This is a genomic window from Curtobacterium sp. AB7, assembly GCF_044909335.1.
In the GTDB taxonomy this organism is placed as follows: Bacteria; Actinomycetota; Actinomycetes; order Actinomycetales; family Microbacteriaceae; genus Curtobacterium.
On the sequence record NZ_JBIYED010000001.1, the window covers coordinates 1,109,156 to 1,133,572 of the forward strand.

General features: G+C 72.2%; 25 protein-coding genes. 15 read left to right on the top strand and 10 right to left on the bottom strand.

Features of this window, described 5'->3' with window-relative positions; genetic code table 11:
• The first annotated feature begins 25 nt into the window (after nucleotides 1-25).
• Nucleotides 26-880: a polyphosphate kinase 2 family protein gene (locus ABH929_RS05495; protein ID WP_404560419.1), complete on the top strand. Its 855-nt coding sequence runs from the start codon at nucleotides 26-28 to the stop codon at nucleotides 878-880.
• A gap of 268 nt (nucleotides 881-1,148) precedes the next feature.
• Nucleotides 1,149-3,197 (top strand): DEAD/DEAH box helicase, encoded by a 2,049-nt coding sequence (locus ABH929_RS05500; protein ID WP_404560420.1) that lies wholly within the window; start codon nucleotides 1,149-1,151, stop codon nucleotides 3,195-3,197.
• A gap of 143 nt (nucleotides 3,198-3,340) precedes the next feature.
• Here ABH929_RS05500 and ABH929_RS05505 read toward each other — a convergent pair whose 3' ends face one another.
• On the bottom strand, nucleotides 3,341-3,850 hold the full coding sequence (locus ABH929_RS05505) for a DinB family protein (protein WP_123293670.1): 510 nt from the start codon (nucleotides 3,848-3,850) through the stop codon (nucleotides 3,341-3,343).
• 48 nt (nucleotides 3,851-3,898) lie between these two features.
• Entirely contained in the window at nucleotides 3,899-4,441 is a 543-nt protein-coding gene (locus tag ABH929_RS05510) for a MarR family winged helix-turn-helix transcriptional regulator (protein ID WP_205463939.1), read from the bottom strand.
• A 203-nt stretch (nucleotides 4,442-4,644) separates the two neighbouring features.
• Between ABH929_RS05510 and ABH929_RS05515 the strand changes: the two genes are divergently transcribed.
• The 4 genes from ABH929_RS05515 (at nucleotide 4,645) to ABH929_RS05530 (ending at nucleotide 10,710) form a co-directional block, all read left to right on the top strand.
• Nucleotides 4,645-5,244, top strand: a complete 600-nt coding sequence (locus ABH929_RS05515) for a hypothetical protein (protein ID WP_111085548.1) — start codon at nucleotides 4,645-4,647, stop codon at nucleotides 5,242-5,244.
• A 90-nt stretch (nucleotides 5,245-5,334) separates the two neighbouring features.
• On the top strand, nucleotides 5,335-6,510 hold the full coding sequence (locus ABH929_RS05520; RefSeq protein WP_404560421.1) for a S24/S26 family peptidase: 1,176 nt from the start codon (nucleotides 5,335-5,337) through the stop codon (nucleotides 6,508-6,510).
• 61 nt (nucleotides 6,511-6,571) lie between these two features.
• Nucleotides 6,572-7,735 (top strand): exonuclease SbcCD subunit D, encoded by a 1,164-nt coding sequence (locus ABH929_RS05525; RefSeq protein WP_404560422.1) that lies wholly within the window; start codon nucleotides 6,572-6,574, stop codon nucleotides 7,733-7,735.
• On the top strand, nucleotides 7,735-10,710 hold the full coding sequence (locus tag ABH929_RS05530) for an AAA family ATPase (protein ID WP_404560423.1): 2,976 nt from the start codon (nucleotides 7,735-7,737) through the stop codon (nucleotides 10,708-10,710). The genes ABH929_RS05525 and ABH929_RS05530 overlap by 1 nt, the downstream gene beginning before the upstream one ends.
• Nucleotides 10,711-10,769: 59 nt before the next feature.
• Here the strand turns inward: ABH929_RS05530 and ABH929_RS05535 are convergent, their stop codons facing one another.
• Both ABH929_RS05535 and ABH929_RS05540 read right to left on the bottom strand, forming a co-directional pair.
• Nucleotides 10,770-10,946: a hypothetical protein gene (locus ABH929_RS05535; protein ID WP_159573240.1), complete on the bottom strand. Its 177-nt coding sequence runs from the start codon at nucleotides 10,944-10,946 to the stop codon at nucleotides 10,770-10,772.
• A complete protein-coding gene (locus ABH929_RS05540) occupies nucleotides 10,943-11,755 on the bottom strand; it encodes a class E sortase (RefSeq protein ID WP_263091639.1) in 813 nt (270 codons plus the stop codon). Before ABH929_RS05540 ends, ABH929_RS05535 begins: the two co-directional genes overlap by 4 nt.
• 93 nt (nucleotides 11,756-11,848) lie before the next feature.
• Here ABH929_RS05540 and ABH929_RS05545 point away from each other — a divergent pair, with 93 nt between their 5' ends.
• Nucleotides 11,849-12,277 carry a GNAT family acetyltransferase gene (locus ABH929_RS05545; protein WP_404560424.1) on the top strand — a complete coding sequence of 143 codons (429 nt, stop codon included), beginning with the start codon at nucleotides 11,849-11,851 and terminating at the stop codon, nucleotides 12,275-12,277.
• A gap of 106 nt (nucleotides 12,278-12,383) precedes the next feature.
• Here ABH929_RS05545 and ABH929_RS05550 read toward each other — a convergent pair whose 3' ends face one another.
• Nucleotides 12,384-13,055, bottom strand: a complete 672-nt coding sequence (locus ABH929_RS05550; RefSeq protein ID WP_404560425.1) for an EamA family transporter — start codon at nucleotides 13,053-13,055, stop codon at nucleotides 12,384-12,386.
• 295 nt (nucleotides 13,056-13,350) lie between these two features.
• Here ABH929_RS05550 and ABH929_RS05555 point away from each other — a divergent pair, with 295 nt between their 5' ends.
• From ABH929_RS05555 to ABH929_RS05580, 6 genes are all read left to right on the top strand, one after another.
• A complete protein-coding gene (locus ABH929_RS05555) occupies nucleotides 13,351-14,484 on the top strand; it encodes a lysostaphin resistance A-like protein (RefSeq protein ID WP_404560426.1) in 1,134 nt (377 codons plus the stop codon).
• 9 nt (nucleotides 14,485-14,493) lie between these two features.
• The gene (recQ, locus tag ABH929_RS05560) at nucleotides 14,494-16,347 is read left to right on the top strand and encodes a DNA helicase RecQ (RefSeq protein ID WP_404560427.1); all 1,854 of its coding nucleotides are present in this window, start codon (nucleotides 14,494-14,496) and stop codon (nucleotides 16,345-16,347) included.
• A gap of 91 nt (nucleotides 16,348-16,438) precedes the next feature.
• Nucleotides 16,439-17,185 carry a 1-acyl-sn-glycerol-3-phosphate acyltransferase gene (locus ABH929_RS05565; RefSeq protein WP_205463948.1) on the top strand — a complete coding sequence of 249 codons (747 nt, stop codon included), beginning with the start codon at nucleotides 16,439-16,441 and terminating at the stop codon, nucleotides 17,183-17,185.
• 134 nt (nucleotides 17,186-17,319) lie between these two features.
• Nucleotides 17,320-17,658 (top strand): hypothetical protein, encoded by a 339-nt coding sequence (locus tag ABH929_RS05570; RefSeq protein ID WP_263091633.1) that lies wholly within the window; start codon nucleotides 17,320-17,322, stop codon nucleotides 17,656-17,658.
• Nucleotides 17,659-17,823: 165 nt separating this feature from the next.
• Nucleotides 17,824-18,513, top strand: a complete 690-nt coding sequence (locus ABH929_RS05575) for a M23 family metallopeptidase (RefSeq protein ID WP_404560428.1) — start codon at nucleotides 17,824-17,826, stop codon at nucleotides 18,511-18,513.
• A gap of 82 nt (nucleotides 18,514-18,595) precedes the next feature.
• Complete coding sequence (locus ABH929_RS05580; RefSeq protein ID WP_404560471.1) at nucleotides 18,596-19,432, top strand: NAD(P)-dependent oxidoreductase; 837 nt, start codon at nucleotides 18,596-18,598, stop codon at nucleotides 19,430-19,432.
• A 21-nt stretch (nucleotides 19,433-19,453) separates the two neighbouring features.
• Here the strand turns inward: ABH929_RS05580 and ABH929_RS05585 are convergent, their stop codons facing one another.
• Both ABH929_RS05585 and ABH929_RS05590 read right to left on the bottom strand, forming a co-directional pair.
• Nucleotides 19,454-19,657 carry a hypothetical protein gene (locus ABH929_RS05585; protein WP_404560429.1) on the bottom strand — a complete coding sequence of 68 codons (204 nt, stop codon included), beginning with the start codon at nucleotides 19,655-19,657 and terminating at the stop codon, nucleotides 19,454-19,456.
• Between the two features lie 10 nt (nucleotides 19,658-19,667).
• Entirely contained in the window at nucleotides 19,668-20,186 is a 519-nt protein-coding gene (locus ABH929_RS05590) for a MarR family winged helix-turn-helix transcriptional regulator (protein ID WP_111085535.1), read from the bottom strand.
• Between the two features lie 163 nt (nucleotides 20,187-20,349).
• Between ABH929_RS05590 and ABH929_RS05595 the strand changes: the two genes are divergently transcribed.
• Nucleotides 20,350-21,243, top strand: a complete 894-nt coding sequence (locus ABH929_RS05595; RefSeq protein WP_404560430.1) for an alpha-E domain-containing protein — start codon at nucleotides 20,350-20,352, stop codon at nucleotides 21,241-21,243.
• A gap of 177 nt (nucleotides 21,244-21,420) precedes the next feature.
• On the opposite strand, the gene ABH929_RS05600 is transcribed toward ABH929_RS05595, so the two are convergent.
• Entirely contained in the window at nucleotides 21,421-22,767 is a 1,347-nt protein-coding gene (locus ABH929_RS05600; protein ID WP_404560431.1) for an MFS transporter, read from the bottom strand.
• Nucleotides 22,764-23,174, bottom strand: a complete 411-nt coding sequence (locus ABH929_RS05605) for a MarR family winged helix-turn-helix transcriptional regulator (RefSeq protein WP_111085532.1) — start codon at nucleotides 23,172-23,174, stop codon at nucleotides 22,764-22,766. The genes ABH929_RS05600 and ABH929_RS05605 overlap by 4 nt, the downstream gene beginning before the upstream one ends.
• Nucleotides 23,175-23,268: 94 nt before the next feature.
• Here ABH929_RS05605 and ABH929_RS05610 point away from each other — a divergent pair, with 94 nt between their 5' ends.
• Nucleotides 23,269-24,021: an SDR family NAD(P)-dependent oxidoreductase gene (locus tag ABH929_RS05610; protein WP_263091628.1), complete on the top strand. Its 753-nt coding sequence runs from the start codon at nucleotides 23,269-23,271 to the stop codon at nucleotides 24,019-24,021.
• Nucleotides 24,022-24,142: 121 nt separating this feature from the next.
• Here ABH929_RS05610 and ABH929_RS05615 read toward each other — a convergent pair whose 3' ends face one another.
• The gene (locus ABH929_RS05615) at nucleotides 24,143-24,412 is read right to left on the bottom strand and encodes a hypothetical protein (RefSeq protein WP_263091627.1); all 270 of its coding nucleotides are present in this window, start codon (nucleotides 24,410-24,412) and stop codon (nucleotides 24,143-24,145) included.
• Nucleotides 24,413-24,417: the final 5 nt, after the last annotated feature.

The following is a 24,417-nucleotide window of genomic DNA, read 5'->3' on the forward strand; positions in this document are numbered from 1 at the left end:
CGCCGCCCGGACCGCAGGAGGACCCGTGAGCCGTCGCAAGGCCTGGAACGCCGATCCCGAACCACTGCTCCGCGTCGAACCGGGCTTCCGCCTCGACCAGGTCGACCCGGATGCGACCCCGGGATTCCCCGGCCGCAAGATCGACGGGCTCGAAGCGCTCGCCGCGGGAGCCTCTCGCCTCGCTGCCCTGCAGGAGCGCCTGTACGCGGCGTCGACCGCCGGCGACCAGCGCCGGGTGCTGCTCGTCCTGCAGGCGATGGACACCGCCGGCAAGGGTGGCATCGTCTCGCACGTCGTCGGTGCGGTCGACCCGAACGGCGTGCGGTACGCGGGCTTCAAGGCCCCGACGGCCGAGGAGCGCGAGCACGACTTCCTCTGGCGCATCGAGCGCCAGCTCCCGAGTGCCGGACAGCTCGGCGTCTTCGACCGCTCGCACTACGAAGACGTCCTCATCCAGCGCATCCGGGGCTTCGCGGCACCGGACGAGATCGAACGACGCTACGGCGCGATCACCGAGTTCGAGGACCACCTCACCGCCGAGGGCACCACCATCGTCAAGGTGATGCTGCACATCTCGAAGGACGAGCAGCGCGAACGCCTCGGCGAGCGACTCGACCGCCCCGACAAGCACTGGAAGTTCAACCCGGCCGACATCGACGAGCGCCTGCTGTGGGACCGCTACCAGGACGCGTACCAGATCGTGTTCGACCGGACCTCGACCCCGCAGGCGCCCTGGTACGTCGTGCCGGCGAACCGCAAGTGGTACGCCCGCCTCGCGGTGCAGCAGCTCCTGCTCCGGGCCCTCGAGGACATGCAGCTCTCGTGGCCCAAGGCGGACTTCGACGTGGCCGAGCAGCGACAGCGGCTCGCCGAGTCCTGACCGACGGGCAGGCCGGGAGGCACGGGCCGGGTCCCGTTCGCGGCCGTCGGTCGACGACGGGGCTGGCATCAGAGCGCGGGGTCGCGTAGACTCGCTCGGTCGGCCTTCGACGCCGTGACATCGTGATCACGGGCTTTTTGTTGGGTGTGTGTTGCTCGAGGGCTGGAATCACGTCGAATCGCGACGGGATGAACCCCCTCTCCGCAAGCAGCCCCCGCCGATGTCGCTGTCGGGCGCTGCGGTTCGTTGCGCACCCGAGAAAGCAGTCATGGCTCCGTACAACAAGGGCGCGGACAACCGCGCCTCCGACCGTCCCCGTCACCCGAACGGCACCCCCGCCGCCCGCAGCAGCAAGCACCGCGGCTTCCGCGCCGCCGAGCCGACCGCGCCGCGTCAGAAGCAGCGCTGGGACGCCGAGGAGCGTCGCGGCCGCTCGGCGCAGGGCGAGCGCCCCGCGCGCCCGAACTGGGAGCCCCGCGACAGCGGCGGCCAGCGCCGCCCGGAGCGCGACGACCGTGGTGGTCGCGGCTACAACCGTGACGACCGCGCCCCGCGTCGCTTCGACCGCGATGACCGTGCGCCGCGTCGCTTCGACCGTGACGATCGTGCGCCCCGTCGTGACAACGACGACCGTCCCCGTCGCTTCGATCGCGATGACCGTGCGCCGCGGAGCTTCAACCGCGACGACCGTGCGCCCCGTCGTGACAACGACGACCGCGCCCCGCGTCGCTTCGACCGCGATGACCGTGCGCCGCGTCGCTTCGACCGTGATGACCGTGCGCCGCGTCGCTTCGACCGTGATGACCGCGCTCCCCGTCGCTTCGACCGTGATGACCGCGCTCCCCGTCGTGACAACGACGACCGTCCCCGTCGCAGCTTCGACCGCGACGCTCCCTACTCGCACGGCCGTCCCGACGCTCCGCAAGCTCCGCGTCGCGCCGGAACCGGCTCGCAGGGGCCCAGCGCTCCGCGCAAGTTCGACCGCGACGACCGCACTCCGCGCAAGTTCGACCGCGACGACCGCAGCGCTCCCCGCCGTTCCTTCGACGAGCCCGAGCGCGGCAAGTTCGTCCCCGCCGACGACGTCAAGCTCGCGAAGCTCCAGGCCGAGTCCACCGTGGCGTCCGACGTCGAGGGCGTGACCTTCGGCGACCTCGGCATCGGCGGCAACATCTCCCGCGCCCTGCAGGAGCTCGGCGCGAGCAGCCCGTTCCCGATCCAGGCAGCGACGATCCCCGACGTGATCGCCGGCAAGGACGTCCTCGGCCGTGGCCGCACGGGCTCCGGCAAGACCATCGCGTTCGGCGCCCCGCTCGTCGAGAAGCTCATGGAGCACGGCGGCGGCACGAAGCGCAAGATGGGCCGCGCCCCGCGTGCGCTCATACTCGCGCCGACCCGCGAGCTGGCCCTGCAGATCGACCGCACGGTGCAGCCGATCGCCCGCTCGGTGGGCCTCTTCACGACGCAGATCTACGGCGGCGTGCCGTACGGCCGTCAGGAGGGCGCGCTCGAGCGCGGCGTCGACATCATCGTCGGCACCCCCGGTCGTGTGCAGGACCTCATGAACAAGGGGAAGCTCGACCTCAGCGAGGTCGTCATCTCCGTGCTCGACGAGGCCGACCACATGTGCGACCTCGGGTTCCTCGAGCCGGTGCAGGAGATCCTGTCCGCGACCGCCGAGGTGACCCCGCAGGGCAACCGTGCGCAGAAGCTGCTGTTCAGCGCGACGCTCGACACCCAGGTCGCGGCGCTCGTCGAGCAGTTCCTGCACGAGCCGAGCGTGCACGAGGTCGCGGGTGAGGACCAGGCGTCCTCGACCATCGACCACCGTGTCCTCGTGGTCGAGCAGCGCGAGAAGGACCGTGTCCTCGAGGAGCTCGTCGCCGGTGACGGCAAGACGATCGTCTTCGCCCGGACCCGTGCCTACGCCGAGCGCCTCGCCGACCAGTTCGAGGACGCCGGCATCCGTGCCACGTCGCTCCACGGCGACCTGAACCAGTCGCGCCGGACCCGGAACCTGCAGCTCCTGACGAGCGGGCGGGTGAACGTGCTCGTCGCCACCGACGTCGCCGCCCGCGGCATCCACGTCGACGACGTGTCGCTCGTCGTGCAGGCGGACGCCCCGGACGACTACAAGGCCTACATGCACCGCTCCGGCCGCACGGGTCGTGCCGGCAAGGAGGGCACCGTCGTGACCCTCGTGCCGCGTGGTCGCATCCGCAAGATCGAGGGCATCCTCGAGCGCGCCGAGATCGCGGCGGACCTCGTGCAGGCCGCCCCCGGTGACGGCATCGTCAGCGAGCTCGCCGCGCGGTAGTCGCGACCACACGGACGACGGGAGGCCCGGTACCAGCTGGTACCGGGCCTCCCGTCCGTCACATGGTGAGCAGAAATGGTCGGTCCCGAAATCGGACCCGACCATTTCTGCTCACGAAGTGAGCACGCGAGCGCGCGACCGCGTCAGCGGTTGAAGAACAGCAGCCCGCGCACGAAGCCGGCCTGGCCGGCGTGCTGCGTGCAGTCGTCGAGGATGCTCACGAGCCGGGCGCCGGCGGTGACGGGCGGGTCCCACGCGTCGTCGACCACGGGGTCGAGGTCGTCGGGGCCGAGCGTGCCGAGGTACGCGACGGTGCGGTCGTGGACCGCGCGCAGGTACCCGGTGAGCAGCTCGGCCGACGCGCGTACCCGACCGACGTCGTCGCGGGACATGCCGTAGCCGAGGGCCTCGGCCGGGAACGGCAGGCCGAACCGCTCGTACCAGCCGTCGGCGGTCCACACCTGCGCGGTACCGGCGAGGTCGGCGATCTGGACGTCCTGTCCCCGGGCGGTGTGCCACGCGAGCCATGCCAGGGTGTTCGCCCCGGCGGCCGGACGCGCTGCGAGTTGGTCCTCGGACAGGCCGTCGACGGCACGTTCGACGGTCTCGGGGACGCGGGAGAACGCTTCGATCAGGACTTCGGACGGTGTCATGGGCACCACGCTACGCGCGCGCCACGACACACGAGGTCACGCGGATCGTCACGCGGAGCGGGCTGCGGTCTCCGCGCGCGAGTGGCGGTCCAGCGCATCGCCGAGCCCGGCGAACGCGGCGGCGAGCCGGACCCGGTCGGCGGGGGCGACGACCTCGCGGAAGGCGTCCGAGTACACGGCGCCGATCTGCCGGGCGACCTCGGCGCCCGAGGCGGTGAGGTGCAGCAGGACGCTGCGACGGTCCTGCGGGTTCGGTCGTCGCTCGAGGTGTCCGCGCTGCTCGAGGCGGTCGACGAGCGACGTCATCGCGCCCGTGGTGAGTTCGAGGTACTCGCCGGCCTGCTTCGGGGTGACGCCCTCGCCGTCGGCCGCGGCCAGGAAGAACACGAAGCGGGTGTCGGTGGCGTTCAGCCCACGCACGACGCTCTCGTGGTGCAGGACGCGGGCGTGCTGCGTCTGGAGCAGGCGGAAGGCGGTGAGGAGCTTCGCGAGGTCGGTGTCCGAGTCCACGCTCTCCGGCACGGAGACGGTCGGCGACACGGGCGCGGGCGGCAGGGTGTCGGGCAGGACGGGCTGGGTGGTGTCCGTCATCGGCAGCTCTTCTCGGCAGGGGGTGGGAAGACTCAGTCAACAAGTATCTCACTCGTCAAGACACCCCCAGCACGGGGGTGGTTCCTTCCCTTGTGAGCTGCTCGGCGAAAAAGTAACTTGATCGTCGTAGCAAACACCACGGCACCGACGCGACCAACCACCGCGACCACGGCGCCACCGTTTCCGGATCAGGAGCTCTCGCAATGTCTCGTGTCACCCCTCGCGCCGCCCGTCTCGCGGCCTGGATCGCCATCCCCGCCGCCCTCGTCGCCTCGGGTGTCGTCGTCTCGACCGCGTCCTACTCGGCGTTCTCGGCCACCACCGTCAACCCGACCAGCAACTGGACCGCCGGCAGCGTCGCCCTCACCGACGACGACAACAACACCGCGCTCTTCACGGCGACGGGCCTCAAGCCCGGCTCGACCGGCGCCAACTGCATCACGGTCACGTCGACCGGCTCGCTGGCCTCGACCGTGAAGCTGTACGGCACGAACCCGGCCACCACGAACAACCTCTCGGGCAACATCAACCTGCAGGTGGAGCAGGGCACCGGCGGTGGCTTCGGCTCCTGCACCGGCTTCACCCCGGCCGCGACCAGCGGAACGCTCTACAACGGCACCCTCGCCGCGTTCGGCACCGGCTCCACGAACTTCGCCACCGGCCTCGGCACCTGGGCCCCGACCGGCTCCGCGTCCGAGTCGCGCGTCTACCGCTTCACCTACACGGTCTCGAGCACCGCGCCGAACACGGTGCAGGGCGGCACCGCGTCCCTCGGCCTCACCTGGGAGGCCCAGAACAGCTGAGCCGGGAGCCCTCCCACCCGGTGACCGGGGCTGAGCCCGAGCCAGCCCCGGTCGCCACCCCCGAGAACGCGCCCCCGGTCGAAGGCAGTCATGAGCAGCATCGCAGTGCACGGTGGTCCCACACCGCACGCCGTGTTCCGTGACGTCGTCGACTGGGGGCGCGTCGTCGTCGGCACCGTCGCACGCGGTGTGGTCGCGACCCTCCTCGGCCTCGCCCTGTGGGCGGCCGCCCCCGCGCTGATCGGCTGGCAACCCACCACGGTGATGACCGGGTCGATGGAGCCGCGGCTCACGCCGGGGGACGTCGTCGTCTCGCGACCGGTCGCGTCGGGCGAGGTCCGGACGGGCAGGATCCTGCTCGCCGACGACCCGGACCAGCCCGGTCACCTCCGCATGCACCGCTACGTCGAGGACGGCCCGCACGGCACCCTGGTCACCAAGGGCGACGCGAACCCGCAGCAGGACTCCACGCCGCTCGAACGCTCGGCCGTGCGCGGGGTCGCCTTCCTGCGCATCCCCTTCGTCGGTTCGCCGGTCCTGTGGCTCCGGCAGGGGGAGTGGGTGAAGGTCGTCGTGCTCGCACTCGGTCTGACGGCGCTGCTCGCGCTCTGCACGGCCGACGGGTCGCTCCGCCGCCTCACGGCGGTCGACGACGGCTCGGACCGGGACGACACCGACCACGGGTCGGGTGACGGTCCGCCGGACGGGACCGACGCCGGCCGGGAGGCGCGGGACGGCGCCGCGACGCGCCTCCCGTCCGCCACCTCGACCGTCGTCACCCGTCGCTCGCTCCGGGTGCACGAGCGTCGCGTGCAGCGGCTGCGCCGCTTCGGCGGTGCGGCGGCGGTCCTCGTCATCGCGGGGAGCATCGGCGTGCTCGTGCCCGCGCAGGCGGTGGCCGTGCCGTGGTCGCGGACGACCGTGAACCCGGTGTCGAACTTCACGGCGGGCACGGCCACCGGTGTCCCGACGCTGACCTGCACGGCCGCGTCGTCGAGCACCGTGACGATCGCCTGGACCTACACGGACCCGACCGTGCCGAACTCCTTCGACCTGATGAACGGGGCGACCCAGCTCGCGACCGCCACGACCGCTGGACAGCGTTCACTGGTCTACGGCGGTGCGGGCCTGCTCGACCTCGGCACGACCTACACGCTGAACCTCCGCACGAACCTCGGCAACAACTGGACCGCGACCAGCACCCAGACCGTCAAGGTCAAGGTCGTCTCGATCCTCGGCCTGGCATCGGCGAGCTGCGTGCCCTGAGTTCTCCACAGGCGGCGCGCGGCCGTCCGGCGATGTCCCTGGCCGGCGTTACCGTGTCCGCATGCGCATCCTGCACACCGGCGACTGGCACCTCGGCCGCACGCTGCTCGGTGCCGACCTCCTCGAGCACCAGGCGGCGTTCACCGACTGGCTCGTCGACCTCGTGCGGGATCGCTCGGTCGACCTCGTCGTGATCGCCGGTGACGTGTACGACCGGGCGATCCCGCCGATCGACGCGGTCCGCATGCTGTCCCGGGTGCTCGAACGCCTGGCCGAGACGGCGACCGTGGTGCTCACGCCCGGCAACCACGACTCCGCCGCACGCCTGGGCTTCGGTGCCGGTGTGATGGACCGCCGCGTCCGCATCCTCGCCGAACCCGCCCGGATCGCCGACCCGGTGCTCGTCGACGACGCCGACGGCCCGGTGGCGGTCTACGGCATCCCGTACCTGCACCCCGACCTCACCCGTTACGCACTCGCCGACGTGCCGGACGAGCCCCTCGCGCGGTCGCACCACGCCGTCGTGCACGCCGCTACCGAGCGGATCCGGTCCGACCTCGCGCTGCGGGGCGGCACCCGCAGCGTCGTCGTCGCGCACGCCTTCGTCGGCGGGGCGGACCCGAGCGACAGCGAGCAGGACATCCGCGTCGGCGGTGTCGACCGGGTGGCCGAATCGGTCTTCGACGGCTTCGACTACGTCGCCCTCGGGCACCTGCACGGCCCGCAGCGGGTCGGCGACGGCGGACGGATCCGGTACGCCGGCTCACCGCTGGCGTTCTCGTTCGGCGAGCGGCACCAGCAGAAGTCGGTGACGATCGCCGAGCTCGACGCGGCCGGTGCCGTCTCGGCTGAGCTCGTGCCCGCTCCCGTGCCGCGCCGCCTGGTCGACGTCCGCGGGGGCATCGACGACATCGAGTCGGGGGTCTTCCGTGCCGACGCCGACGCGTGGGTACGGGTGGCCGTGACCGACACGGTGCACCCCGAACGCATGTACGCCCGGGTGAAGGACCACTTCCCGCACGCGTTGGCGATCACGCACGAACCGGCTGACCGCGGCCCGGCCTCGGCGGCCCGTGCGGTCACAGCGACGTCCGACCCGGTCGAGGTCGCAGCCGACTTCGTGGCCTTCGCCACCGGTGCCGCCCCCGACGACGACGAACACGCCGTCCTGACCGAGGCGTACGAGGCCGCGGCACTGGCGCTGCAGCGTGAGGGGGACCGCTGATGTACCTGCACCGACTCGAACTCCGCGCCATCGGGCCCTACCCCGACCTGGTGTCCATCGACTTCGCAGCGCTCGCGGCCTCCGGGGTGTTCCTGCTCGAGGGGCCGACGGGCTCCGGCAAGTCGACCATCATCGACGCCGTCGTGTTCGCCCTGTACGGCGGGCTCGCCGGGTCCGACGCCAGCTCCGACCGCCTGCACAGCCAGCACGCCGACCCCGCGGTGGAGCCGTTCGTCGAGCTCGTCTTCGAGACCAGCGCAGGGACCTACCGGGTCCGACGCACCCCGCAGTACGACCGCCCGAAGCAGCGGGGGACCGGCACCGTCAAGCAGCAGGCGTCGGTGCAGCTGTTCCGTCTGGCGAACCCGTCCGACGCCGTCGGCGAACCGATGTCGTCACGCATCCCCGAGGTCGGCGTCGAGATCGGCCGCATCATCGGGCTCGACCGCGCGCAGTTCCTGCAGACCGTCGTGCTGCCGCAGGGCGAGTTCGCACGGTTCCTGCGCTCCCCGGGCGAAGAGCGCCGCAAGCTCCTGCAGTCCCTGTTCGGCACGCAGGTCTACGACCGCACGGCCGACGAGCTCGCCGCGCGGCGCCGTGCCGTGCAGGCCGAGGTCGACGGTGCCGACGACCGCGTGCGCGACGCCCTGAACCGCTTCGCCCAGGCCGCTGGTCTCGACGACGCCGACGAGTCCGCCGTGCCGTCGACGGTCGTGTCGATCCGTGCGGCCGCCGATGCCGCTGCCGCCGTCCGTGCTGCAGCCGCCGCGGCGGCGACGACCGCTGCCGAGCACGAGCAGGCGGTCACGGCACGTGCGAGCGCCCTCGAACGACGCGCGGTGCTGCTCGTGCGACGGGCCGCGCTCGACGACGACGCTCCCGCCGTCGACGCCGCCCGGTCGGCCGTCGCCCTCGGTGAACGCGCCGAACGGGTCGCTGCCGTGGCCGACGGACTCGACGCCGCGGTCCTGCGCGCCGACGAGACCAGCGCGGCCGCCCGGTCGCTGCGTGATCGCCACGGGGTCACCGAGGACGCCGACGCCGTCGTGCTGCGACGCGACGCCCTGGCCGACGACCTGTCGGCGGTGCGGCACCTCGTCGCGGTCGAGGACGGCGCCGCTGCCCGTCGGTCCGCCATCGCCGATGCCACCGCGGACGCCGAGCAGATCGCCGAGCAGCTGCTCGAACGCGACGCCGCACTCGACGCCCGTCCCGCCGAGCGGGCCCGCAGCGTCGAGGCCGCACGCACCGCTGCCCGCACGGCAGCCGACGCGGACGCCGCCGCGCACGAGGTCACCCGGATCCGGTCCTTCCGAGCCGACCTCGTGGCGCGCGACGACGCGGCGCAGCGGGTCGCCACGGCCGAGCAGTCCGTCGCCGCCGCGCGCCGATCGGCGACGGATGCCCTCGCCGCCGAGCGGGCACTCCGCGAACGCAGGATCGCCGGGCTCGCCGGAGAACTCGGCGCGGCGCTCACGACCGGCGACCCGTGCCCGGTCTGCGGGTCGACGGCGCACCCGTCGGTGGCGACCCCGCAGGACGACCACCCCACGACCGAGGCCGTCGACGCCGCCGGTGACGCCACGCGCCGAGCGGACCAGCGCCTCGCCGACGCCGCGTCGGACCTGGCGGTCGAGCGCGCCGGACACCAGCGGCTCGTCGACGTCGTCGGCACGGTCGACGCGGCCACGCTCGACACCCTGACGGTGGCCGCTGACGAACGGGTCCGGGCCGCGCACGACGCTGCCGCGCTCGTCCTGCAGCACGAGCGGCAGCGAGCGGAGCACGACACGACGACCGGCCGGCTCCAGCGCGAGCGGAACGACCTCGACGCACGGCGGACCGTCCTGGTCTCGACCGCGCTCGCCGACGCCGAGCGGCTCGACACCGAGCTCGGCACCGTGGAGGCGGCGCTCGAGCGGCTCGCGGCGCTCCTCGACGACCGGCCGGCGACGCTCCGGACAGCCGTCGAGCTCCTCGACGAGCGACTCGTGGCGTACCGCGCGGTCGTGCAGGCCGACGAACGGGTGGCCACCGCGATCCGTGCCCGCGACGACCGCCGTGCCGAGGTCGACCGGGTCCTCGACGACCAGGACTTCCCCGATGTCGCCGCAGCGCGGGCCGGACGACTCGACCCCGACGACACCGACCGGCTGCGGGCGCGGATCAGCGCGGCCGACGCCGAGCGGGCCGTCGTCGTGGCCGGTCTCGCCGAGCCCGCCGTGGTCGCCGCGGCGGACGACTCCGCGGAACTCCTCGACCTCGACGGTGCCCGTGCCGACCGCGCGCGTGCCGCCGTGGCACTCGACGAGGCCTCCGCGGTCGCCGTCTCCGCGGCCGACCGCGCCGACGCGGTCGACCGGTGCGCCACCGAGGTCACCCGTGCGACCCGTGCCCGCGACGAGACGTCGGCACGCAGCCGCGCCGTGGTCCGGCTCGCCGACATCGCGAACGGGGTCACCGCGGCGAACCCGACGGGGATCACCCTGGGTACCTACGTGCTCATGCGCCGGTTCGAGGACGTCGTCGCCGCGGCCAACGACCGACTCCGGGGGATGCTCGCGGGGCGGTTCACGCTCGAGACCTCGGACGAGCGCGAGTCGGGGTCACGGGCACGCCGGACCGGACTGGCACTCGCCGTGCACGACCACACCACCGACACCGTGCGGGACCCCCGCAGCCTGTCCGGCGGCGAGACGTTCACGGTGTCGCTGTGCCTGGCGCTCGGGCTGGCCGACGTCGTGCAGGCCGAGGCCGGTGGCGTCTCGCTCGGCACGCTCTTCGTCGACGAGGGGTTCGGCACGCTCGACCCGGAGACCCTCGACGACGTCATCGGGCAGCTGTCGCGACTGACCGCGGGTGGGCGGCAGGTCGGCATCGTCAGCCACGTCGAGGAGCTCAAGCAGCGGATCCCGGAGCGGATCGCCGTGCGTCGCACCGCGGCGGGCGGCTCGCACGTCACGACGACCGTCTGACGCCGTCGGCCGTCGGCCGTCGGCGGTCCGCCGTCGGCCGTCACCGCCGTGGTCGACCGCTACGGGGTCGGCGTGGACTCCACGGTGCCGTCCGGCGGTGGCAGGATGTCCGCCGCGATCCACGGGAACACCCACTGGAACAGCACGAACACGATCGCGGCGAGCAGCACCAGCAGCTCGAGCACCTTCAGGAACGTGGGGCCGGGCAGCAGCCGCCACACCAGGGGGAAGATCACTTGGCCGTCTCCGAGAGTTCCTTCGGGGTGCCCTCGGACGCGGGCATCCAGTAGTCGAGCTTCGCGTGCGTGACGAACCGTTCCGCCGCCGACCACATCGGGTGGCACGCGGTGAGGGTCAGCCACCGGTCCGACGCCGAGGGGTCGACACCCGGCTTGTTCGGCACCGGCGCGATCGTCTCGATGTGGTCCGGGGTGACGATCTGGCTGTCGGTGACCTTGTAGACGTACCAGACGTCGAACTTCGTCTTCGCGTCGGTGACCCGCACGACGACCGAGTCGCCCGTCTTGAGCTCGGCGATCTGGTTGAGCGGCTTGCCGTAGGTCACGCGGTGTCCGGCGACGGCGAAGTTGCCGGGAGCGCCGGGCATCGCGGTGTCCTGGTAGTGCCCGAGCCCGATGGTGTTGAGCACCTTCTCGCGGTCCGTGCCCTCGCCGATCGGCCGGTTGTAGTCCTTGCCGAATCGCGGGATCTGCATCGTGCCGAACACGTCGGTGACGTCCGGCGGCTCGGCGAGCACGGGTGCGGTCCCGCGGTGCTCGGTGCCGGCCCCGTCCGGGGTCTTCAGCTGGTCGAGTCCCTCGACGAGCTTCGACTGCTCGTTGACCGCCACGACGTCCGTCCACCACGCGGTCCACACCACGTACAGCCCGGTGCCGGCCCCAGCGATGATGAGCAGTTCGGCGATGAGCGAGACGATCGCCCCGCCGACCGTCTGCCGTCGCCGGGGGGAGCGGCGCCCGGACCGTCTGCCGCCGTCGTCGTCCCGCGCGCTGCGGCGCGACGAGATGGTGTCGTGTGCGGTCACGGGGCTCCTGATCGGGTGGTCGGTCGGACAGGTCTATCAGATCACGACGACGGCCCGGTGACGACGTTCTCCACACCGAAGTAACGTGGGGGGATGGAGTACCGGATCCGCCCGTTCCGCGCCGACGACACCGAAGCGGTCGTCGCCCTCTGGGAATCGTGCGGTCTCGTCCGCCCGTGGAACGACCCGCGCCGCGACATCGCGCGCAAGGCCACGGTGCAGCCCGAGCTCTTCCTGGTGGCGGAGTCGGAAACCGGCGGGGTCGTCGCCGCGGGGATGGCCGGTTTCGACGGGCACCGCGGCTGGGTGAACTACCTCGCCGTGCAGCCGGACCTGCAGGGCTCCGGTCTCGGCCGGACGCTGATGGCCGAGTTCGAGCGGCTGCTCACCGAACTCGGCTGCCCGAAGGTGAACCTGCAGATCCGTGCGGGCAACGAGCAGGTGCTCGGCTTCTACGAAGCCCTCGGGTACTCCGACGACCGCACCGTGTCGCTCGGCAAGCGGCTCATCCCCGACGTCTGAGCCCCCCCGCTGGGAGCCGTCCGCGGAGCCGAGTCTCGGGCTGCGCGACGGTTCTCGGGTTCTTCGCCCCGAGAACTGTCGCCCACGCCGAGGCTCGGGGCCGCGCTCAGGCCGACGCGAGTGCCACCGACGCCACGACCGCCAGCGCGATGCCGACCCACTGCGGCGCGGTCAGCCGCTCCCGCAGCACCAACCCGGCCAGCACGACCGTGCCGATCGGGTAGAGCGCGTTGAGCACGCTCACGACGGGCAGGGCGCCCGGGTCGTCGCTCGCGTGCAGCCCCGCCTGGATGCACACGTTCGCCAGGGCGTCGAGGACGCCGCACGCCGCGACCGTCAGCAGCAGGCGCGGCGGCCACCGGCGCCCTGGAGGCACGGCAGACCCCGCGACGCCGACCGACGCTCCGGGGTCTGCCGCGCCTCCAGACCGCGCCCCGCGCCCGGCACGCACCGTCACCACGAGCGCCGCCGCGCCCAGCAGCACCGTCTGCAGCACCCGCGCGACCACGAGCGGGTGGACGCCCGCGCCGGGCGGTGTCATGTCGTAGGCGAGCACGATCCCGCCGAACCCGCACCCGGCGACCGCGGCCGCGACCACCCCACGCACGGTGAGGCGTGCACCCGAGGTGTCCCGCACCGCCGCCACCAGCACCACCGCGGCGACGGCCACGACCACCGCGGCGACGGCCAGCGGTGACAGGACGGTCCCGCGGGCCACGGCCACCAGGACCGGGACGACGGCGGCGAACACGGCGGTCAGGGGTGACAGCACGCTCATCGGGCCGATCGCCAACGCGGCGTAGAGCAGCAGGACCCCGACGCCGCCGGACAGTCCGGCGACGGCGCCCCAGAGGGTGCCCGTCCACGACGGCGTCCCCCCCGAGCACGGCCAGTCCGACCAGCAGCGGCACGATTCCGATCGCCGCGGCGACGGCGGTGACCGTCACCGGACGGATCCGCCGCGACGCGAGCCCGCCGAGGAAGTCGGCGAAACCGTAGACGACGGCTCCGGTCAGGCCGAACAGCACGGTGAGCACGGCTCCCATCCTGCCCGGCCCGGTAGCCTGCGGGGCGTGAGCGTTCCCTACCACCGCCTGCCCCGTGTCGACGCACGATGGAGGTGGTGGCGCCCGCTGGTCGCCCTCGCGTTCCTGGCGGGCTGGTACGTCGCCTCGCAGGTGCTCATCGCGGTTGCGTACTTCGTCCCGCTCGGCGTGACCCAGGGTCCGCAGGCGCTGATCGACCTGCAGAACGACTTGGCAAGCGGTGCGCTGGACCCGACCGATCCGCTCGTCTTGTCGCTGTCGCTCGTGTCGCTGGTCATCCTGCTGCCCGGCATCCTGCTGGCGGTCAAGGTCGCACGCCTCGGTCCGGGCAGCATCCTCACCTCGACGCGCTTCCGGGTGCGGTGGGCGTGGACGGCGTGGTGCGTGCTGCCGACCCTGGTCATCGCGGCGGTCATGTTCGTGGTGCAGACCGGTCTCTTCTGGGACGGCGGGATGATCACGACCGACGGCGGTTTCGCCTGGAACCACGCTGCGATCGGTCAGTCGACGGTGTCGCTCGGCACCCTCACGCTCACGATCGTCCTCGTCGTGCTGCTCGTGCCGTTCCAGGGTGCGGCTGAGGAGTTCATCTTCCGTGGCTTCCTGATGCAGACGATCGCGTCGTGGATCCCGCGACGCACCGGCACGGTCATCGCCGTCGCGGTGTCGACCGTCGTCTTCGCCGTGCTGCACATCCCGAACGGCTACAACGTCTGGGGCATCCTGGACGTCGGTTCGTTCGGCCTGATCGCGGCGATCATCGTGCTCCGGACCGGGGGGCTCGAGGCCACCGTCCTGCAGCACGCCTTCAACAACAGCATGATCTTCGTGCTGCAGGCGCCCGGGTGGTCGAGGGTGGACCTGCAGTCACAGGACGCGAACGGCACGTGGCAGGGCTGGCTCGTCACCCTCGGCACCTCGCTCGCGTTCTGGGGCATGGTCGAACTCCTGGCGTGGTGGCGGAAGCTCGACCGCACGTTCGCCGGACACCCGGCGCCGCGGTTCCGCGGCATGCCGCCGGTCTGGGCGGGTGGCAAGCGCTGGTTCGGTCCGGCCGGCACGGGGTGGGCCGTCGCGCCGGCTCGTGCCGACGACGTCGACGCAACCGCTGTGGGCCGTGCCACTGTGGACAGTGCCGTGGGTGTCGCCGGTCGCCCGTAGGCTCGTGGCATGAGCACCACGCCCGCGCCCGCTGCCGTGTCTGCTTCGCGAGCCGCAGCGCTCGACGTCCTGCACCGCGTGTGGGGCTACGACGACTTCCGCGGCGAGCAGGCGGCGATCATCGACCAGGTGGTCGCCGGCGGCGACGCCCTCGTGCTCATGCCCACCGGTGGTGGCAAGTCGCTCTGCTACCAGGTGCCCGCGCTCGTGCGCGACGGCGTCGGGGTCGTGGTGTCGCCGCTCATCGCCCTCATGCAGGACCAGGTCGACGCCCTCGCGGCGAACGGGGTCCGTGCCGCCTTCCTCAACTCGACGCAGGGGCCCGACGAGCGTGCCCGGGTCGAGCGCGCGGTCGTCCAGGGCGAGGTCGACATGCTCTACCTCGCGCCCGAGCGGCTCCGGCTCGAGTCCACGCGCGCGCTCCTCGACCGGGCGCGCGTGTCCCTGTTCGCCATCGACGAAGCGCACTGCGTCGCCCAGTGGGGCCACGACTTCCGGCCGGACTACCTCGAGCTGAGCGTGCTGCACGAGCGCTGGCCGACCGTGCCCCGGATCGCCCTGACCGCCACGGCGACCCCGCAGACCCACAAGGAGATCTCGGCGCGGCTCGGCCTCGACGACGCCGCACACTTCGTCGCCGACTTCGACCGCCCGAACATCCAGTACCGCATCGAGCCGAAGACCGGTGCGCTGCAGCAGCTCCTCACCTTCATCCGCACGGAGCACAGCGGCGACTCGGGCATCGTCTACTGCCTGTCGCGCAAGTCGGTCGAGCGGACCGCCACCGCACTGGCCGAACAGGGCATCCAGGCGCTGCCGTACCACGCAGGGCTCGACGCCCGGGTGCGAGCGCGCAACCAGTCGACCTTCCTGCGCGAGGACGGCATCGTCATGGTCGCGACGATCGCCTTCGGCATGGGCATCGACAAGCCCGACGTCCGGTTCGTGGCGCACCTCGACCTGCCGAAGTCGGTCGAGGGGTACTACCAGGAGACCGGGCGTGCCGGACGCGACGGACTGCCCTCGACCGCGTGGCTGGCGTACGGCCTGAACGACGTCGTGCAGCAACGACGGATGATCGACCAGTCCGAGGGCGACGCCGCACACCGTCGGCAGCTCAGCGCCCACCTCGACGCCATGCTGAGCCTGTGCGAGACGATCGAGTGCCGTCGGGTTCGGCTCCTGGCGTACTTCGGGCAGCCGTCGACGGCCTGCGGCAACTGTGACACGTGCATCGCCCCGCCCGAGTCGTGGGACGGCACCGTGCCCGCGCAGAAGCTGCTGTCCACGGTCGTCCGGCTCGAGCGTGAGCGCGGCCAGCGGTACGGCGTCGCCCACCTCGTCGACATCCTGGTCGGCAAGCAGTCCCCGCGGGTGCAGGAACTGCAGCACGAGTCGTTGGCGACCTTCGGCATCGGCTCCGACCTGTCCGACGGCGAGTGGCGCGCGGTGGCCCGACAGCTGCTCGCGCAGGGCTACGCCGCGGTGTCCGGCGACGGCTTCGGCACGGTCGTCCTCAGCCCGACGAGCGCCGAGGTCCTGACCGGCAAGGTCCAGGTGCGGATGCGTCGCGACCCGGTGAAGGCGCCGCGAGCGAGCCGGTCGTCCCGCCGGACCGTGGTCACCGACATGCCCCAGCAGGCGGTCGGCTTGTTCGAAGCGCTCCGGGTCTGGCGTGCTGCGCAGGCGCGCGAGCAGGGGGTGCCGGCGTACGTGGTGTTCAACGACGCGACGCTCCGCGGCATCGCAGCGGTGCGTCCGGCCGACGTCGACCAGCTCGCCGAGATCTCCGGGGTCGGTGCCGCGAAGCTCGAACGGTACGGCCGCGCGGTGCTCGACGTCGTCGCGTCCGAGGCCGACTGACCCCACGGTCGGACCTGCATGCCGCCGTGGGCATGTACCGCTCGCAGGCGTGATTACACTCGGGAGTTCGCCGTCACGACGAGGAGGCCCGGTGTCCGGTTCGACCAAGTTCGCCACCGTGCTGAGCCGCGCAGTGGTGACCCCGCTCGCGCGGATGCTCTGGCGACCGAAGATCATCGGACGCCGCAACGTGCCCAAGCGCGGAGCGGTGATCCTCGCGAGCAACCACCGCTCCTTCATCGACTCCCCGGCGATCACGTTGATGGCGCCGCGGAAGGTCGCCTTCCTCGCGAAGCAGGAGTACTTCACCGGGACCGGGTTCCGTGGCGCGGTGTCGCGGGCGTTCTTCGGCGGCATCGGTGCGATCGGCGTCGAGCGCGGCGCGGGGGCCGCGGCGCAGCAGGCGCTCGACCTGGGGCTCGCGCGGTTGAACGAGGGCGAGGCTTTCGCGATCTACCCCGAGGGCACCCGTTCCCTGGACGGCCGGATCTACAAGGGCCGCACGGGTGTGGCCTGGCTGGCCCTGACGAGCGGCGCGCCCGTGGTGCCCGTGGCGCTGACGGGGACCCAGGACGTGCAGCCCGTCGGCTCGAAGCTGCCGAAGCTCGCCAAGGTGACGATCGAGTTCGGGAAGCCGATCGACCTGTCCTCGTTCGGTGAGGCCTCCTCCGGACGCGCGCGCCGGCACGCGACCGATGCGGTGATGGCGGCGATCCAGGAGCTCAGCGGGCAGGAGCCGGCGAACACGTACAACAACCCGCCGGCGACGATCGTCGAGCGGGTCAAGCGGGCGCTGCAGCCCGATGACCCAACCGCGGCTGCCGTCGACCCCGACTGATCGCGTTCTGTTCGGTCACTATTGCACATCTGAAATATCGATGGTTGAATGAGAGACGTGCCGCACGGCACGCATCTCCGACGGGTCGCCCGCAAACGGCCCGCAACCACGACTCAGATCGGACGGTCAGCAGCATGTCCTCCACCCCGCTCTTCGACTCCATCGCCCAACGACGCGACCAGCCCGAGGCGCCCGTGCCGACCCCCGCCCGTGCAGCCGCCGCCGCCGCACCGACCTCGCCGATGACCGCTCCCGTCCGAGCCGGTGACTCGACCCTCGTGCCCGCGGCCCTCGTCGCCGCGATCGACGACATCACGGTCCGCGTCACCCCGTCGGTGGGCACCGAGCTCCGCGTGCAGCCCGAGCAGCTCGTCCTGGTCGAGACCGTCGCCGACGCCATCACCCGAGCGGTCGTCGACGCCGTCGCGATCGAACTCGACCGGATCGCCCGCGACGGCGTCGTCCGCGCCTGAGTCGGCGGTCCCCGAGCGATGACGACGCCCACCGACGGACTCCCGCTGCGCCCGCGCGGTGCCGAACGGCGGGCCGCGAACCGCTCCACCACCCGCCGACCCGAAGCGTCCGTGCGGCGCGGTGCTGGTGACGGCACGCGCCCGGACGTTCCCAGAGCCGCCGGGGTGACGGTGTCCCCTCCCGTCACCCCGGCCTCCACCTCCTTCTTCCGCAGTTCCGTCCGGCGTGCCCTGCCCGCGACGGCGACAGCGGCGGTGACCTGTCTCTTCGTCGCCGTCGGCTCCCCGCAGACCGCGATGGCGTCGACCCCGTCGCCGAGCACTCCCGTGCTCGGTGTGCAGCAGTTCATCGCCGACGGCTCCACCCAGCTCTCCGTCGACCGCGACGGCTTCTCGATCGGCAGGGCTGCTGCCGCCCAGGCACGTGCGACCACCGTCGGCTCGTCGGACGCGGCGGCCCGCCCCACCGCGGGGAGCGTGCCGGCCGCCGGTGGGTTCGGCTCGCGCTGGGTGACCGGGTGCTCCGCTTGCTCGACGAACCACCAGGGCATCGACTTCGCGGCTCCGATCGGCGCCACCGTCGTGGCGGCGATGCCCGGCAGTGTCGTCTCCGCCGGCGTTCTGGGCGGGTACGGCAACCAGGTCCTGCTCCAGCACGCCGACGGCACCCAGACCCGGTACGGCCACCTGTCGGCGATCGGGGTCCGACCCGGTCAGGTCCTGTCGGCCGGCCAACGCCTCGGTGCCGTCGGCAACACCGGCGTCTCCACCGGGGCACACCTGCACTTCGAGGTCATCGTCGACGGGGTCCCGGTCGACCCCGCCACCTGGTTGCAGGCCCGCGGGCTCCTCTGACAGCGACGACGGTCGAGCGCGTAGCGTCGGGAACGTCGGGGCACCGAGCCGTGGCAGGACGGAGACGCACGTGCGAGTGACGGTGTTGGGGACCGGGGCGATGGGTGCCGGCGTGGCGGGATCACTGCTGCGCGAGGGGCACCAGGTCACGGTCTGGAACCGGAGTGCTGACAAGGCTGCACCGCTCGGTGAGCACGGTGCGACGGTCGCCGCGGACCCGGGTACGGCCGTCGAGCACGCCGAGGTCGTCCTCCTGACCCTCTTCGACACCGACGCCGTGATCGACGTACTCGAACAGGCCGCCGGAGACGCTCCGACCGACGCTGTGTGGGTGCAGGCGTCCACGATCGGTGTCGACGGCACCGAGACCGTCGTGCAGCTCGCCGCGAAGTACGGCATCACCCTGGTCGAGGCGATGATGCTCGGCACGAAGGCCCCGGCCGAGCAGGGGAAGCTCACCATGCTGGCCGCGGGTCCCACTGACGAGGTCGACCGGGTCGTCACCGTGCTCGACGCGATCGGCGCCAAGACCGTCCGTGCCGGCGAGCGGGTCGGCGACGGGACCGCGCTCAAGCTCGCGGCCAACGCCTGGATCGCCTCGATCACCGCCGCCACGGGGCAGTCCCTCGCCCTCGCTGCGGCGCTGGGGCTCGACCCGCAGCTGTTCCTCGACGCGATCGACGGCAGCGCGAGCGACTCGGCCTACGCGCACACCAAGGGCGCGGCGATCATCGCGGGGGAGTTCCCGGCACAGTTCGCGCTCGACGGGCTGCGGAAGGACATCGGCCTGATCGCCGAGGCTGCGCGGGCGAACGACGTGTCCACGACGCTCCTCGACGCCCTCGATCGCGTCTACGCCGACGCGAGTGCGGCCGGGCACGGGGGCGACGACATCGCCGCGGTCGGCACCGCCTTCTGAGTCGACGCGCGAGGCGACGCGTCAGTCGCGGCGGAGGAACCGTCGCAGCCGTGCCGTGAGTCGCCCCACGGCCTCGTCGTTCATGGTGTTCGCCAGGTCGAAGGCCTCGCGCGTTGGATCGGCCCCGCCCTGGATCCGACGGAGTGCGGCGTCGGCGCGGGCCCGGGAGTCGAGTTCGGCGAACGGCATGTCGTCCTCGGGGTCGTGCGTGCCGTGAGGGTCCACGGAGAGCAGTTTACGCGCGGCGGACGGCGCGGGCGCCTGCGTCGACGTCGTCCACCACGCGGACCATCTCGTCGAGGAAGTCCACGACGACGGCCATCTCGTCGGTCGGCAGGTGCTCGGTGACCTCGAGGGCGCGGGCGTCGAGTTCCTCGATCACGCGCAGAGCGTGGCGCATGGACGTGCCCGTCGCGGTGAGGATCACGCCGCGGCGGTCGATCGGGTCCTGGTGTCGCTCGACGTGGCCGCTGCGGACGAGTCGGTCCACGAGCGCCGAGGTCGACGCCGCCGTGATCTCGAGGCGTTCGGCCAGGTCCTTGGCGTTGACGGTCCGGCCGTCCTGCTCGGCGTCGATGAGGACCCGCAGTGCGAGCAGTGCGTTCTCGCCGATGCCCAGGGCTTCACGAGCCCGACGCTGCGCGGCGCTCTCGGCGGTGCGGTAGCGGCGCAGGGCGTTCAGCACGTCGACGGCGGTGACCGGGGAGTCCTCGTACCAGAACCCCGCGGTGCTGGTCAGGACCTCGGACGTCATCCTGCAATGCTAGACGCTCTAGTTAGATTGTCTAGCGAGGCACCGTGATCGCGGCGGAGACCCAGGTGTGTGCGCGGACATCGGACACTGCAACACCCGTGACGCGGCTCCGAAACACTCCCGCAATGCCCGCTGGTTAGGTTCTGGGGATGCAGGAGCAGCCGTGCTGAGCCGACTCGCGGGGAACGTCTTCCACGTGGGGAGCGCGGTCGAGCGCACCGACGTGGTCGCACGCCTGCTCGACGTCTACGTCGCCCGGCGTGAACCCGGCACGGTCGAGGACGACCGGGTCGTGGCAGCGGAGCTCCGTTCGGTGGTGGGAACCGCGGGGCCGGCGAACGACGCCGACCGTGCCGCGACGATCGACGCCCTCGCGCTGGACCGGCACGAGCCGGCGTCCATCGCCGCCGCGGTCGCCGTCGCGCGGGACCACGCCCGTCGAGCCCGCGAGGTCGTCTCGAGCGAACTCTGGGACTGCCTCGACGTCACCCGTTCACGCATGCCGCGCAAGATCGCCCCGGGCCGCGCACACGAGTTCCTCGGCTGGGCGCGGGAACGCAGTGCCCTCGCCATCGGCGTGGTCGAGGGGGACGCCAGTCGCGACGAGGTCTGGGAGTTCTTCACCCTGGGCCGCTCCCTGACCCGGGTCGCCTCGACCGCCCGCTTGCTCGCCTCGGGGCTGCTCGAACCGGACTCGGTCACCTCGTGGACGGCGGCGCTCCGGGCCTGCGGTGCGGGCGAGGCGTTCCTGCGTGGCCGGGACCACCATCCGGTGCCGGATGACGCCGCGGCGTTCCTGCTCCTGGACGAGCACAGTCCGCGGTCGCTGCGGTTCACCGTCCGACGGGCCGCCGAGTGCCTGGCCGACGTGGCACCGTCCTGCGTCGCAGAGGAGGTCGCGGCGTTCGCCGCCGCCCGCGACGTGCTCGAGGCCGTTCCGGCGGACGCAGCCCTCGGCGTCGTCGGCGACGCCGGCGGGCGGCTCGCCGCGGCCGCGGACCGCATCGCTGCGGCGCTCGACGCGCGCGTCTTCGCGGTGACCGAACCCGCGCACTGATCGCGGCCCTGGACCGGACCGGCGGCGGCCGGGAGGCCCGTGGCGGGCCCGACCCGTGCCTCCCGTCCGCCACGCGAAAGCGTCAAGGACCCGCCAACGGTTCGCGGAGATCTGTCGCGTTCGTGAGACGGACGCTGCCGCGTGACAGCGATCTGTCGCGTTCGCGGAGTGGATGCCTCAGACGGCGCTGGAGCGGTCGGCGACCGCCTCTTCACGCTCGAGCTCCTGGCGGAGCGCGGCACGCGAGGCGCGAGTGCCGACCACCGGCATCGCGTGCGTGACCGCGAGGTGCAGGCGGGTGTCCGCGTCGTACCGGAGCCGGAGGTGCTGGAAGCGGACGAGCCAGACGATGGCGATGGCGAGCGCGACGAAGCCCGACGCCGCTCCGACCGCGATGGCCCAGCGGGGACCCCATGCGTCTGCGATGGCACCGACGATCGGGGCGCCGATGGGGGTGCCGCCGGCGAAGATCGCCATGTAGAGCGCCATCACGCGGCCGCGCATCGCGGGCTTCGTGGTGGTCTGGACCAGGGCGTTCGCGGTGGTCATGAAGGTCAGCGCCGCGAGTCCGACGAACACCAGGACGAACGCGAACGTCCAGTACGTGGGTGCGAGGGCGGCAGCCGTGCACGCCAGGCCGAAGCCCCCGGCGGCGAGCACCAGCGTGCGCATCCGCGGCTTGTCCCGGCGGGCGGACATCAGCGCGCCGAACACCGATCCGATCGCCATCACCGAGTTGAGCAGGCCGAACTCGCCGGCGCCCTGGTGGAACTCGACCCGGGCCATGGTCGAGGTGAAGATCGGGAAGTTCACGCCGAACGTGCCGACGACGAAGATCATGCAGAGTACGACGATGATGTCCGGCCGGGTCCGCACGTACCGGAAGCCGGCGACGATCTGCCCCTTGCCGCGGCCGGCGTGCACCCGCTCGGCGAGCTGTGCGGGGTCGACGAACCGCAGGGCGATGAGGACCGCCAGGAACGAGCCGGCGTTGATGACGAACACCCAGCCGGAGCCGATGGCAGCGATGAGCACGCCGGCGACCGCGGGACCGATCAGGCGGGCGGCGTTGAACGATGCGGAGTTCAGCGCGACGGCGTTCGCGACGTTCTCGCCCTGCACGACGTCGGAGACGAACGCCTGCCGGATCGGGGTGTCGAACGCGGCGACGATGCCGAGCGCGAGCGCGAAGCCGTACAGCGCGAGGAGCGTCGCGGTGTGTGTGAGGACCATGACGCCGAGGCCCAGCCCGAGCAAGCCCATCAGCGCCTGGGTGACCATGAGCATCTTGCGGCGGTCGAAGCGGTCGGCGGCGAGGCCGGTCAGGGGGAGGAGCAGCAGCTGCGGGCCGAACTGCAGCGCCATCGTGATGCCCACTGCGACGGCGTCGTTGTCGGAGAGCTGGGTCAGGACGATCCAGTCCTGGGCGGTGCGTTGCATCCAGGTACCGACGTTCGACACCAGGGCACCGGCGAACCAGATGCGGTAGTTGCGTCCGGCGAGGGAGCGGAACATGGCGGTCACTGCTGGGCCAGCCTCCTCATGATCTCGGTGGCGTCGGCGAGGGTGGCGCGCTCGACGGGGGTGAGTGCGGCGAGCCGCGGGGTGAGCCAGCCGTCACGGCGGCGCCGGGTCTCCTCGACGAACGCGGCTCCGGCGGGGGTGGCGCAGAGGACGACCTTGCGGCGGTCGTCGTCGTGGCCGCCCTTGGACACCAGGCCACGCTCGACCAGCACTGCGATGGTCTTCGTCATCGAGGGCGGGGTGACGCCGTCCTGGCGGCTCAGGTCGGCGAGGGTCATCGCGCCGTCGCGGTGGAGCCGGGCGAGCGCCGCGAACTGGGCGTCGGTGACGGTCGTGTCGGCCTTCTGCGCGCGGAGCGTCCGGGACAGCCGGTTCACGGCGATGCGGAGGTCGGTGGCGTCGGTCACAGGTCGTTAGCCTAGCTCATTAGTTCAGCGAACGAACTGGTTTTCGGGTGTACCGTAATCCTGGACAACAGGTGTTGTTCAGAGAGAAGGAATCATGTCCGAGTTCGAGGGCAAGGTCGCCATCGTCACCGGTGGTGGCAGCGGCATCGGCGAGTCCGTCGCGAAGGAGCTCGCGCGCGAGGGGGCGATCGTCATTGTCAGTGACATCACGCCCGACGCCGCCCAGCGCGTCGCGACCTCGATCGTGGAGGCCGGCGGCACCGCCAGCGCGTTCGAGGCCAACTCCGCCGTCGCCGCCGACAACGAGCGCATGGTCCAGTACGCCGTCGACACGTACGGCGCGCTGCACCTCGCCGTGAACAACGCCGGCATCGGCGCCGCCCCGCAGAAGATCGGCGAGTACGACATCGCCGCCTGGGACCGCGTCCGTGCGGTCGACCTGGACGGCGTCTTCTACGGCCTCCGCTACGAGCTGCCCGCGATGGTCGCCGCCGGCGGTGGCGCGATCGTGAACATGGCCTCGGTGCTCGGCACGGTCGGCATCGCGCAGAACGCCGCGTACGTCGCGTCGAAGCACGCCCTGGCCGGCCTGACCAAGGTCGCCGCGCTCGAGTACTCGGCGCAGGGGGTCCGCACCAACGCCGTGGGCCCCGGGTTCATCGACACCCCGCTGCTCCGCAACGCCATGACGCCCGAGGCCATCTCGGCGCTGGAAGAGGAGCACGCCACGAAGCGGCTCGGCACCGACAAGGAGGTCGCCGCGCTCGTCCTGTTCCTGCTGAGCGACAAGGCCTCGTTCATCACGGGCAGCTACCACCTGGTCGACGGCGGGTACAGCGCCCACTGACGTCGGTCGGGTACCTGGTCGAAACGGGCGTAGGTGGTCGAAACGGGCGTACCTGGTCGGAAGTTTCGACCAGGTACGCCCGTTTCCGCTTCCCAGCGCGGGCGCGATGGGAAGGAACGCGCTAGTGGAACTGGGGGATCGTGAGCCAGATGCCCGCGAGCACGGCTGCCGCACAGACCACGAAGCACAGGACGGCACCCGCCAGTGCTGCCGGCGGCGTGTGCCCGGACCGCGGGGTCTCCTCGGAGTACTGGGTGCGCTCGCCGCCGGAGTCGAGCGGTTGCCCCGTGCCGAGCAGCCGCAGGCCGAGCGTGTAGACGAGCACGATGCCCACCGCGGCCACGAAGCCGACGCCCGCGACCAGGCCGATGCTCGTGAAGTCGATCTCCATCGTCG

Coding starts and splice junctions, on each gene's coding strand:
- ABH929_RS05500 (WP_404560420.1), top strand. CDS start 1,149: ATGGCTCCGTACAACAAGGGCGCGGACAACCGCGCCTCCGACCGTCCC.
- ABH929_RS05545 (WP_404560424.1), top strand. CDS start 11,849: ATGGAGTACCGGATCCGCCCGTTCCGCGCCGACGACACCGAAGCGGTC.
- recQ (WP_404560427.1), top strand. CDS start 14,494: ATGAGCACCACGCCCGCGCCCGCTGCCGTGTCTGCTTCGCGAGCCGCA.
- ABH929_RS05590 (WP_111085535.1), bottom strand. CDS start 20,186: ATGACGTCCGAGGTCCTGACCAGCACCGCGGGGTTCTGGTACGAGGAC.
- ABH929_RS05615 (WP_263091627.1), bottom strand. CDS start 24,412: ATGGAGATCGACTTCACGAGCATCGGCCTGGTCGCGGGCGTCGGCTTC.
- ABH929_RS05505 (WP_123293670.1), bottom strand. CDS start 3,850: ATGACACCGTCCGAAGTCCTGATCGAAGCGTTCTCCCGCGTCCCCGAG.
- ABH929_RS05570 (WP_263091633.1), top strand. CDS start 17,320: ATGTCCTCCACCCCGCTCTTCGACTCCATCGCCCAACGACGCGACCAG.
- ABH929_RS05520 (WP_404560421.1), top strand. CDS start 5,335: ATGAGCAGCATCGCAGTGCACGGTGGTCCCACACCGCACGCCGTGTTC.
- ABH929_RS05525 (WP_404560422.1), top strand. CDS start 6,572: ATGCGCATCCTGCACACCGGCGACTGGCACCTCGGCCGCACGCTGCTC.
- ABH929_RS05550 (WP_404560425.1), bottom strand. CDS start 13,055: ATGAGCGTGCTGTCACCCCTGACCGCCGTGTTCGCCGCCGTCGTCCCG.
- ABH929_RS05610 (WP_263091628.1), top strand. CDS start 23,269: ATGTCCGAGTTCGAGGGCAAGGTCGCCATCGTCACCGGTGGTGGCAGC.
- ABH929_RS05515 (WP_111085548.1), top strand. CDS start 4,645: ATGTCTCGTGTCACCCCTCGCGCCGCCCGTCTCGCGGCCTGGATCGCC.
- ABH929_RS05510 (WP_205463939.1), bottom strand. CDS start 4,441: ATGACGGACACCACCCAGCCCGTCCTGCCCGACACCCTGCCGCCCGCG.
- ABH929_RS05530 (WP_404560423.1), top strand. CDS start 7,735: ATGTACCTGCACCGACTCGAACTCCGCGCCATCGGGCCCTACCCCGAC.